The sequence below is a fragment of the Roseiarcus sp. genome, from assembly GCF_052145395.1.
Lineage (GTDB): Bacteria > Pseudomonadota > Alphaproteobacteria > Rhizobiales > Beijerinckiaceae > Roseiarcus.
Window position 1 is genome coordinate 1 of the sequence record NZ_JBKQOT010000141.1, and the last position, 10,741, is coordinate 10,741.

A 10,741-nucleotide genomic window follows, 5' to 3' on the forward strand; every position below is an offset into this window, starting at 1 on the left:
GAGTGGGCTTTGAACACCCCATCCTCTCAGGCAGGAGGACCTTCACTCCATCCCGCCCCTCACCCGCTCGCTTCCGCCTCCGCCGCGATAGCGGCTTCGTTCAATCCCCCAAGCTCCGCCAAGACCGCGCGATGTCTCCCTCGTCGATCGAATTCCAGCCTCCGATCCGCGTCCCTGTGAACGGTTGACGCCCGCCCGCTCATCGCGGAGAAGACGGCGTCCAAGGCTGGAGATGCGCTATGACCGACCCTCGGAAGACGATGCGCGCCGTCGTGGCGGTCCGTCCGGGCGGTCCCGAAGCGCTCGCGATCGAGATGCGCCCGATTCCGGTCCCTGGAGCCGGGGAAATCGTGATCAAGGTCGAGGCCGCAGGGGTGAACCGGCCCGACGTCCTCCAGCGAATGGGCCTTTACGCGCCGCCGCCCGGCGCGAGCGACATCCTCGGCCTCGAGGTCGCAGGCGTCATCGTCGCGCGCGGCCCCGGCGCCTCTCGGTTCCCGGAAGGGGCGCGGGTGACGGCGCTCGTGCCGGGCGGCGGCTACGCCGAATATTGTCTCGCGCACGAATCGAACGCCCTCCCGCTGCCCGCGGGCCTCACCGCCGTCGACGCCGCGGCGATTCCCGAGACCTACTTCACCGTCTGGACCAACGTCTTCGACCGCGGCGCGCTCAAGGCCGGGGAGACGCTGCTCGTCCACGGCGGGACTTCTGGGATCGGCACGACGGCGATCCAACTCGCCAAGGCGTTCGGCGCGACGGTGATCGCTACGGTGGGCTCGGACGAAAAGGCCGCCGCATGCCAGCGGCTCGGCGCCGACGTCGCCGTCAACTACCGCGCCGGCGACTTTGTCGCGAAAACCCTGGCGGCGACCGGGGGACGCGGCGCGAACGTGATTCTCGACATGGTCGGGGGCGACTACGTGGCGCGCAACTACGCCGCCGCGGCCACAGACGGCCGGATCGTCCAGATCGCTTTCCTGCGCGGGCCGGAGCCCAAGATCGACCTCAGGCCGCTCATGCAGAAGCGGCTCGTCCACACCGGCTCGACGCTACGTCCCCGCTCGCCCGCGGAAAAGGCGGTCATCGCCGAGGCGCTGGAGGCGAAAGTCTGGCCGCTGCTCGAAGCCGGACGATGCAAACCCGTCATCGATTCCGTATTCCCGCTCGCCGACGTGGCGAAGGCGCACGCGCGGATCGACGACGGCGCGCATGTAGGAAAGATCGTTTTGACGGTCTGAAGCCGGTCGAGGCTTGAAAGCCCTGTGCTTTCGCCTAATCTAGGGGCTGAGCGCGGGCCGTTCGATCCCGCGTCGAGAGGAACGCGACGCTGACATTCACGCCCCATCCGAATACGACGCGGAAGGCCGAAAAGTCCTCGGCAGGCGTAGGGACGCTAGATCCGCTGTCGCACGTCATTTTGACCAGTCTCGAAGACGCCAAGGCGGACAACATCATTGCCATCGATCTTGTCGGCAAGACGACGATCGCCGACCGGATGATCATTGCGTCCGGACGGTCGAGCACGCATGTGGGGGCTATCGCCGATCGGGTGATCAAGGCCTGCCGTGAGGCCGGTTTCCCTGCGCCGAAGGTCGAAGGCGTGCCTCTGTGCGACTGGGTTCTGCTGGACGCGCGAGAGGCCATCGTCCACATTTTTCGCCCGGACGTGCGTCAGTTCTACAACCTCGAGAAGATATGGGGCGCCGACCGGCCTGGCGAAGCCAGAGCCGTCTGAGTCGGACGGGGCGGGCCCGCGGGTGCGAATCGCGCTGATCTGCGTCGGACGGCTGAAGGCCGGCTCGGAACGCGAGTTGTTCGAGCGCTATTTCACGCGGCTGAAGGGAATGGCGAGGTCGGTTGGCGTCTCCGACGTCGATCTGCGCGAGATCGACGAGTCGCGGGCGCGGCGGCCCGAGGACCGCTGCGACGACGAAGCGTCCACGATTTTGAGGGCTCTCGCGCCGCGCGACGTCCTGGTCGCGCTGGACGAGCGGGGCGTCTCTCCGAGCAGCGAGGAGTGGGCGTCGGACATCGCGCGAGCGCGCGACGCGGGGCATAGCGCCTACGTAGTCGTGATCGGAGGTCCCGACGGCTTGTCGCCGCCACTTCGGGCGAAGGCCCAAAAGGTGATCAGTTTCGGGACCATGACCTGGCCGCACCAACTCGTGCGGGTGATGGCGGCCGAGCAGATTTACCGGGCGTTGTCGATTTTGTCCGGCCACCCTTATCATCGCGCCTGATGGCCGCGATTCCGGCCAGATTTGATGATTGTGGACGCGTCATGTGGGTGATGGAAGCGAGAGGCGTGCGATACGCGCTCTGCGCCGCGGCGTTGGGCGCGGCGCTGGGCGTCGTTGCGCCCGCTTCCGCGGACCCCGCCGATCCGGCGGCGACGCCCGAACAGCAGAACGCGGAGCAACAGAAGGCCGACAAGGAAACGGAACTGCGCGGCGTGGAGGACACCATTCGGGCGTCCGATAGCCAGCGCCGCGACATCGAGTCGGAGATCGAATCGATTCGGATGGACAGAGCGCGACTGATGGAGGCGCTCATCGCCACGACGGCGCGCGTGCAGGACTCGGAGAGGGGCGTCGTCGCCGCCGACCAGCGCCTGACCAGCCTCAACGACAAGGCCGCGGCGCTTAGCCGTTCGCTGAAGGACCGCCATGGCGCGATCGTCGAGATTCTCGCCGCCATCCAGCGGATGGGCGCAAATCCTCCTCCGGCGATCCTGGTCCGGTCGGGCGACATGGCCGAGGCGGTGCGTGCGGCAACGCTGCTCAGCGCCATGAGCGCGAACCTGAAGTCCGAGACCGAGCGGCTCGGCCACGACATCGAGGACCTGTCGTCGACCCGCGCATCAATTGCCGAGCAGCGCGAAGGCCTCGCCAAGGCCGTCGCCACTCTGTCGAACGAGAAGGAACGCCTCGCCGCGTTGGTCGACGCGCGCGAGCAATCGCTGTCTTCCGCGGAGGCGGCGCTCGGCTCGCAGCAGAAACGCGCAGCCGACCTCGCCAATCAGGCCGCGACTCTCAAAGATTTGATCGCAAGGATCGAGGCCGAGGAAGCGCAGCGCAAGGCTCAGGAGCAGGCCGCCCGCTCCGCCGACGAACACGCCGCGCGTGAAATCGAGGTCAAGGCCGAGAAGGCGCGCGACCTCCAGCCTGTCCTGCTTCACCCGGAAGTCGCCTTCTCCACCGCCAAAGGGCGACTGCCGCTGCCGGTCGCCGGCGCAATTCTTAAGGCGTTCGGCTCTTCCGACGGAGTTGGCGGCACGGAACACGGAATCCTGGTCGCCACCCTGCCGGGCGCGGTGGTCTCCGCGCCGTCCGACGGCTCGGTTCTCTATTCAGGGCCCTACCGGAGCTATGGGCGTCTCTTGATAATCGACGCGGGCGAAGGATATTATGTTCTTTTGGCGGGGATGGAGCGCACCTACGTATCCCGTGGTGAGGCCGTTCTATCGGGAGAGCCCGTCGGCGTGGTCGGCGACGGGTCGACGAAGATGGCTGCGGCGGCCGCAGTTGGCGCTTCCCGTCCCGTTCTCTATATCGAGCTGAGAAAAGACGGAACGGCGATCGATCCGGGGCCGTGGTGGGCGAAGACAGACATCGAAAAGGCGCACGGATGAATCGGAATGCAGGTCTTTTGGGTTTGGGCGTCGTTCTCGGCACGGCCGTGACGCTCGCGGCGCCGCAAACCTTTGCCTACCTCAGCCCGGCCGCCAACGCTGCCGCCGCCGACACCTATCGCCAGCTCAACCTGTTCGGCGACGTGTTCGACAAGATCCGTAACGACTATGTCGAAAAGCCCGACGAGTCCAAGCTGATCGAGGCCGCGATCAACGGCATGCTCTCGTCCCTCGACCCGCACTCGAGCTACATGGACGCCAAGGCGTTCAAAGACATGCAGGTCCAGACCAAAGGCGAGTTCGGCGGCCTGGGCATCGAGGTGACCCAGGAGGACGGTCTGATCAAGGTCGTCACGCCGATCGACGATACGCCGGCGGCAAAGGCCGGAATCATGTCCGGCGACATCATCACCGCCATCGACGAGACGCCGACCCAGGGTCTCACCCTCGACCAGGCGGTCGAGAAGATGCGCGGCGCAATCAGTTCGCCGGTCAAGCTGAAGATCGTCCGCGGCCCCAAGAAGGAGGTCAAGGACTACACGATCGTGCGGGACCTTATCCGGGTCCAATCGGTCCGCTCACACGTCGAAGGCGACGACATTGGCTACATTCGCATCACGCAGTTCACCGAACAGACGGGGGACGGCCTGAAGGAGGCGATGGACAAGCTGAAGACCGAGATCCCGGCGGACAAGTTCAAAGGCTACATCCTCGACTTGCGCAACAATCCCGGTGGCTTGCTGGATCAGTCGATCGCGGTGGTGAACTCGTTCATCGACCGGGGCGAGATCGTGTCGACCCGGGGCCGGACGCCCGACGAGACCCAGAGGTTCGACGCCCGTCCGGGCGGCGATCTTTCCGGCGGCAAGCCGGTCGTGGTGCTCATCAACGGCGGCTCGGCGTCCGCCTCCGAGATCGTGTCCGGCGCGCTGCAGGATCACAAGCGCGCGTCCCTCATCGGCACGCGCTCCTTCGGCAAGGGCTCGGTGCAGACGATCATGCCGCTCGGTCAGGACGGCGCGCTTCGACTCACCACCGCGCGGTATTACACGCCGTCGGGCCGATCGATCCAGGCCAAGGGCATCGAGCCCGACTACCGGGTGCTCGAGGACGTCCCCGCCGACCTCAAGGGCAAGGACGACATGAAGGGCGAGGCTTCGCTCAAGGGGCATCTGGCGAACGGGGAGGAAGACACCACAGCCTCCCAGGCCTATGTGCCGCCCGACGAAAAGGACGACAAGCAGTTGAAGGCGGCGATCGGCCTGCTGCACGGCGTCAAGCCCCCGGAGAGTGCGTCGGCCGAAACGGACGCCGGCAAGCCGAACGTCGAGACCGGCAAGGCCGACGGTTCCGCGCCGTCGACGCCGGCCGACGCCGCCAAACCCAACTGACGTCGTCGACCCACTGTCGAGGAGAGAACGGAAAGTCATGCCGAGAGGGGTTTCCTACCTCATCATCGGGGCCGTCGCAGGCGCCGCGCTGACAGGGGCGTCGCACGGCGTCCTCAGAGCGGCGACGGCGAGCTCGACCAGCGGAGTGCCTCTGTTTACTGAGGTTTTCGACAGGGTCAGAAGCAACTACGCGGAAAAACCGGACGACGATAAGCTCGTCCGGGGCGCGATCGACGGCATGCTTGCCTCGCTCGACCCGCATTCGACCTATTTCGATCCCAAGGCGCTGCAGGACTTCCAGACCGGCATGAAGGGCGAAGAGTTCGGCGGTCTCGGGCTTGAGGTCATGATGGAGGACGGTCTCGTCAAAGTCGTCAGTCCGATCGACGACACCCCGGCCGCCCGGGCCGGGCTTCTGTCGGGCGATCTCATCACGCGGATCGACGAGACGCCGGTCAAGGGCCTGACCCTCAAGGAAGCCGTCGACAAGATGCGCGGCCAGGCAAAGTCGAGCGTCCGGCTTCTCGTCCAGCGCGGCGTGAACAAGGATGTCAAGGAATACACGATCGTCCGCGAGATCATTCACGTCCAATCGGTCCGCTCGCATGTCGAGGGCGGAGACGTCGGCCACATCCGCATCACCCAGTTCAATCAGGAAGCCTACGACGGCCTGCGCAAGGCTTTCGATCACTTCCGCAGCGACCCCGGCAGCGCCAAGCTCAAGAGCTACATCCTCGACCTGCGCAACAATCCCGGCGGATTGCTCAATCAGGCGGTCGAGATCACCAACGCCTTCGTCGACGGCGGCGAAATTGTCAGCACGCGCGGCCGCAACACTGACCAGCAGCAGAGCTATAGCGCCCGGCCGGGTGTAAATCTGTCGCAAGGCAAACCGCTGGTTGTCCTGATCAACGGCGGTTCGGCCTCGGCATCGGAAATCGTCTCGGGGGCGCTGCAGGACCTCAAGAGGGCGACGCTTATCGGCACACGCTCGTTCGGCAAAGGGTCGGTGCAAACGATTCTGCCGCTCGGCGACGAGGGCGCGTTGAAGCTGACGACGGCGCGCTACTATACGCCGTCGGGACGCTCGATCCAGGCGAAGGGCATCGAGCCGGACGTCGAGGTGGTCGAGAATATCCCCGACGATCTCAAGGGCAAGGTTTCGAGTCTTGGAGAAGCCTCGCTCTACGGCCACCTCAGGAATGGCCCCGAAGAGGAGAAGGGGTCGGACGCCTACGTCCCGCCGGACAAGCTCAAGGACACCCAATTGCAGGCGGCGATCAGTCTGCTGCACGGCGCAAGTCCCGACTCGCTTAGGAGCCCGGCCGCGACGGTGACATCGCAATGACACTGCGGGGTCTCATCCTGGCCGCGGCCCTGCTGGGAGCGCCCGGACTTGCGGCAGCCGACGAGCCGACGGGGTGCAACGCATTTCGGTGGTCGATTGAAAGCGATCGCGCGGAGCTGAACGCCGCGACGAAGAGTGTCGTCGCCATTGGCGGCGCGCTACGCTACAGCTCGGCCCAGACCCTGAAGCTCGCGCCGTTCGCCGATGCGGCCTTGCCGCACGCGCCGGAGCGGGCGCCGAAGGCTACGCCATCGTTCGCCGGCCACTTTACCCTGGCTGCTCCGGCGAAGCCGGGCCTTTACCGGGTTACGCTCGCCTCCGAGGCCTGGATCGACGTCATCGACAACGGCGTGTTCCTTCACCCGAAAGCATTTTCGGGCGCGCTCGGCTGTGATGGCGCGCGCAAGAGCGTCAAGTTCGACCTGCCTGGGCGGCCCCTCGACGTACAACTCAGCAATGTCAGGAACGCCGACATCGCTGTGATCGTGACCCCCGACGAATGAAGTCTGCGGCGCTGACTGGCCGGCGACACGCGGGTTTCGAGCGATCGCGGCCGGGTTATGGGCCCGACCGCGATCCGCTGCCGCGGGAAGGCGGCGCCACCGCCGCCGGAGCTGGTTGGACGGTGTCCACCCAATTCCGGGAAACGGCGGCTATGTCGTTGGCGGCCGGATCGGGTTCGGTCGCTCGGAACTTCGCCAAGAGGTCGCCGGCGGCCGCTAACGCGTCGGAATCCATCTTCGCAGCGACCTCGTCGCGTTTCCTTCCCGCCTCCGCGTCGCCCTGAACCGCCGCGAGCGAGAACCACAACCAGGACTGGCGAAGATCCTGCTCGACGCCGAGACCGCGAGCGTACAGGACCGCGAGGTTGAACTGGCTGTCGCGGACGCCCATTTCGGCCGCCCTTTGGAACCATTTCGCCGCCTCGGCGTAGTCGGGCTTTTCGCCGACCGGCTCTGCACTGATCACGCCGAGGTTGTGGGCTGCGCGCGCGTTGCCGGATTGCGCAGCCGCCGTGTACCAACGCTTCGCCGCGGCCGGGTCGCGATGAACCCCAACGCCCTTCTGGTACAGCGCGCCGAGCCTGAATTCCGCCGGCGCAAAGCCCGCAGCCGCGGCGCGTTCGAACCAGAACGCCGCCGCGGCTTGGTCCTGCGATAGTCCATGGCCTTCGTACAGACGCCGCGCGAGATCGTATTGCGCCGGCGGCGAACCGGCGAGGACCGCCTCTCGCAGTGCGGCCGGCGCGCCGCTCGGGATCGCGGTCGAGAGCTCCGGCGGCGGGGTTTGGCGCTCCGACCCCTTTTCGATCGCGCCGAAGTCGTGAACGATGGACCCCGTCGGCGTGTCGTCGACCGAGGGCGGAGCCGCGCCCGCCGCTCCTGCGCCGCCCAGCGCGCGCGGCTGAGCCAGCATGCTCGTTGCCTTTACAGCCGGGCCTTCCAGCGCCGACTTTTGAATCAATGGTCCGTGGGAACCCATGAACCGAGCGACGGCGGCGACAGCGAGCACGAGCGCGGCGGCGAGCAGAAGCGAGCGCTTGTGTTGAATGGTGAACCGTTTGGCGCGCTGTAGATGTCGCTCTACCCGCGGCCATGCGGCCGAAGGCTTGGCTTCGCTGTTTTCAGCAACCGCGGATTGCGCCGCGCGACGAGCCGCCGCTATATGCGCGGACACCGCTGGGTTCGTTTTCCAGTGCGGTGTCTGGGTCGCGTCTACGCCGGCCTGGACGCGCTGCGGCGCGCCGGCGCCGGGCTCCAGCAGGAACTCGTCCTCGGGCTCACGGGACGGCGCCGGGTTCGCCCGGCTTTCGCCGAGGTCGAGCCTTGTCCGCGACCGACGCAGCGGAATCTCGCTGAGCGCGGAGAGCGGCGTGGATTCGGCCGCGCGGGTGCTGAAGCTCCCCGCTTCATTCGAAATGCGACGTTCAGTCGGCAACGACGGGTCAGGATCGTCAACAGGCAACCGATCGATCAGCCTGTTGAGGAGGTCCTGCATGCCCTGTAGCAAAGCCTCCGTCCGCCGCTCGGCGCTCGCGCTTTGCTGGCGCAGGGCCGACACCTGCTCCGCGACATCGGCGCCGCCCGCTGGCTCTCGCCCCCGGAGCTCTTCCAACACGTCTCGCGCGGCGCGCTCAAGCGTTTCAACCCCGCCGAATCGGCCGGACATGGCGTCAAGCCGGTCATTCAATTGATCGAACCGCTCGGGGATCGCCTCACCAAAGCGGCGCTCGAGCCTCTGCGCCACTTCTTCGGAAATCCGGTCGAAAGGCGGCAAAAAGCCCTCTTCGATCGCCGATCGAAGCGATTTGAGCTCCCAGTCGATCGAACTCGGGGCGCCAGAGTCTTTCCACGCATCCGGGATGCGATCGACCTTTTCGACGATCTCCGTAAGGATCTGCTCGATTGGCCTAAGGTCGCGCTCTCGGAGCCCGGCGGCCTCAAGTCTCGCGTTCAAGTCGCGGATCAACTCCGTGAGCCGATCCATGCCAGCGGCTTCAAGCTTCGCATTGAGCTCGGACAGCGAGGCTTCCACGCTTCTGGCGGCGATTTGCGAGTGCTCCATCACGGCTTCGATCCGCCGCGCCATGCCGTCAAGGTCATGGAGATCCGGCGCGGCTTCTCTATCCAGACGACTTGAAATTTCACCGAGCCGCCGCTCGATCGAATCGAGAACCCGAGGCGCGTTCGCATTCTCGATCTGCCGGCCCAGCGCGGCCAGCAGATCGATCGCCTGTCTCAGTTCCACGTTTTGCGGGACGCTCGTCGCTAAACCTTCGACCCGATCGGCGAGGCCAACAATGAGCGCCTCGAGATGGTCGAATGGAGAGGCTCGCTGTGCGGCGGCGGCGAGGAGGTCGTACATCGCCGCTGTTTGACGCTGGACGGGTTCGATCGCCTCCGGCCGAACGACCGCATCGGCGAGGGCGTCCAGCTTGGCGCCGAGAGCTTGAAGTTGACGCTCAATGTCGGCCAGGACGATCTTGGCGTCGTAGGCTCCAGAGGCCTCGTCCAATTCGTCCCCTACGGAATCCATACAGGCATGCGCGGGTTGGCGGCGCTCCGTTCGACCCAGCGCGTCGACCCGCTGGACCAAGGCGCCCAGCGACGCTTCGAGCGCCTCGACCGCTTCGCGGGGGGCCAGACTCGGCAGGGAGGATCGCACCGCCGAGATTTGTTCCCTTAGCAATGCAATTTCGCGGTCGCCTGTTTTCCCCTCGGACCATTCGCTCCGAAGCGCCTCCAGCTTTCCGGAGAGCGTCCGAAGGCCTCGCAGCAGTTCGCCGGCGGGAGACGGAGGCCCCGCGGTTGCGGGCGAAAGGCTCGCGTCTGACAGTGGCCCAAGGACGTTCGAGCTTCCCGCTGGCGGCGAGGGCGCCGGGCGCGGCGCCTGCGCAATCGCGCGGATCGGGTCTCGCGCGATCCCGCTGTGCGATTCCAAGCCGTCGTGGGCCTGATGGGCGTCGAGCGCTCGCCGTCTCGAAGTGATTTGCGACAACGCCGATTCCAGGTTGAACAGACGCGGCGTCGGACGCGCATTCCCGGCCGGAGCCGGTTCCATCGAAAGCTCACGTGAGTCGGCGTTTTGGGGGGAGGCGGTCCCTGCGTCTGGTCTGCCGCAGGATCGCGCCTCGGGGCTCTTGGCAGAAGCGGGTTGGCCTCCATGTCCGCGGGTCACGCTCGCGGACTCCCACCGACTCGTTCCGTCGCTCGACGCGACGCCGCTCCCTGGATCGACCAGCGAATCCTTCGACGCCCGAGACCTCGAGTCGACCTCCTCAGCTCGATTCGCGGGCCGCGCCGTGAGCTGTGCGGTTGTCTTCAGCCGCTCCTGCAGGTCCCGCGCCGATTCGCCCTCGATCCGAAACGCACGCCACGCAACCCCCGGACGAAGAAAGTCGTCGACTGGCTCACGTCCGAGCGCGTCGCTGGCGCTGCCTTCCCCGACGGACGCGCGATTGGGTTCCGCAACCTGCGCGCTAAACGCCTGCTCGGCAATCGCTTGGTTCAGCCATTCCTCGAGCGTCAGGCCCGCGCGATCTGCAGCCTGTTCCGCGATGCTGCGGGCGGCAGGGCTGACGTTTGCAATGCCCCACGCCGTGCTCTTGCTCATGCCCTCGACCGCCGCAGGGGTTTGCGAAGCGGCGCGCGATTGGCCGCGACGCCTCTGCGGCGATCATTCGATGGTCACGGTGAAGAAACGGTTAAGGACCGGGTTTGGCGCGCCGTCGGAATCCAGGCTGGCGCCAAATTTCTGGGTTGCATCCGGCAACTAAGAGTTGCAATTCGTCTTCCGTAAGGCATATTGGAATCGATTCGCGCAGAGGCGCGACTCGGTTCAGACATCCTGATCTCGACAGGGTTTGGGCGC

8 protein-coding genes are annotated in these 10,741 nt (G+C 66.3%); 7 read left to right on the plus strand and 1 reads right to left on the minus strand.

What is annotated here, in order from left to right:
* Nucleotides 1-239: 239 nt before the first annotated feature.
* From ACLP25_RS04880 to ACLP25_RS04910, 7 genes are all read left to right on the plus strand, one after another.
* Nucleotides 240-1,238, plus strand: coding sequence for an NAD(P)H-quinone oxidoreductase (locus ACLP25_RS04880; RefSeq protein ID WP_442468102.1), 999 nt, complete (start codon nucleotides 240-242; stop codon nucleotides 1,236-1,238).
* A 179-nt stretch (nucleotides 1,239-1,417) separates the two neighbouring features.
* Nucleotides 1,418-1,735: a ribosome silencing factor gene (rsfS, locus tag ACLP25_RS04885; protein WP_442468103.1), complete on the plus strand. Its 318-nt coding sequence runs from the start codon at nucleotides 1,418-1,420 to the stop codon at nucleotides 1,733-1,735.
* A gap of 22 nt (nucleotides 1,736-1,757) precedes the next feature.
* Nucleotides 1,758-2,240, plus strand: a complete 483-nt coding sequence (gene rlmH / locus ACLP25_RS04890) for a 23S rRNA (pseudouridine(1915)-N(3))-methyltransferase RlmH (RefSeq protein WP_442468104.1) — start codon at nucleotides 1,758-1,760, stop codon at nucleotides 2,238-2,240.
* Between the two features lie 65 nt (nucleotides 2,241-2,305).
* Nucleotides 2,306-3,631 carry a murein hydrolase activator EnvC family protein gene (locus tag ACLP25_RS04895; protein WP_442468105.1) on the plus strand — a complete coding sequence of 442 codons (1,326 nt, stop codon included), beginning with the start codon at nucleotides 2,306-2,308 and terminating at the stop codon, nucleotides 3,629-3,631.
* Nucleotides 3,628-5,022, plus strand: coding sequence for a S41 family peptidase (locus tag ACLP25_RS04900; protein WP_442468106.1), 1,395 nt, complete (start codon nucleotides 3,628-3,630; stop codon nucleotides 5,020-5,022). Before ACLP25_RS04895 ends, ACLP25_RS04900 begins: the two co-directional genes overlap by 4 nt.
* A 37-nt stretch (nucleotides 5,023-5,059) precedes the next feature.
* Nucleotides 5,060-6,370 carry a S41 family peptidase gene (locus ACLP25_RS04905; RefSeq protein ID WP_442468107.1) on the plus strand — a complete coding sequence of 437 codons (1,311 nt, stop codon included), beginning with the start codon at nucleotides 5,060-5,062 and terminating at the stop codon, nucleotides 6,368-6,370.
* The gene (locus tag ACLP25_RS04910) at nucleotides 6,367-6,873 is read left to right on the plus strand and encodes a hypothetical protein (protein WP_442468108.1); all 507 of its coding nucleotides are present in this window, start codon (nucleotides 6,367-6,369) and stop codon (nucleotides 6,871-6,873) included. Before ACLP25_RS04905 ends, ACLP25_RS04910 begins: the two co-directional genes overlap by 4 nt.
* Nucleotides 6,874-6,928: 55 nt before the next feature.
* On the opposite strand, the gene ACLP25_RS04915 is transcribed toward ACLP25_RS04910, so the two are convergent.
* On the minus strand, nucleotides 6,929-9,535 hold the full coding sequence (locus ACLP25_RS04915; RefSeq protein ID WP_442468109.1) for a hypothetical protein: 2,607 nt from the start codon (nucleotides 9,533-9,535) through the stop codon (nucleotides 6,929-6,931).
* Nucleotides 9,536-10,741 lie beyond the last annotated feature (1,206 nt).

Bases quoted from the DNA above. Each gene is read 5' to 3' on its own strand.
- ACLP25_RS04880 (WP_442468102.1), top strand. From the start codon at position 240: ATGACCGACCCTCGGAAGACGATGCGCGCCGTCGTGGCGGTCCGTCCG.
- ACLP25_RS04900 (WP_442468106.1), top strand. From the start codon at position 3,628: ATGAATCGGAATGCAGGTCTTTTGGGTTTGGGCGTCGTTCTCGGCACG.
- ACLP25_RS04905 (WP_442468107.1), top strand. From the start codon at position 5,060: ATGCCGAGAGGGGTTTCCTACCTCATCATCGGGGCCGTCGCAGGCGCC.
- ACLP25_RS04910 (WP_442468108.1), top strand. From the start codon at position 6,367: ATGACACTGCGGGGTCTCATCCTGGCCGCGGCCCTGCTGGGAGCGCCC.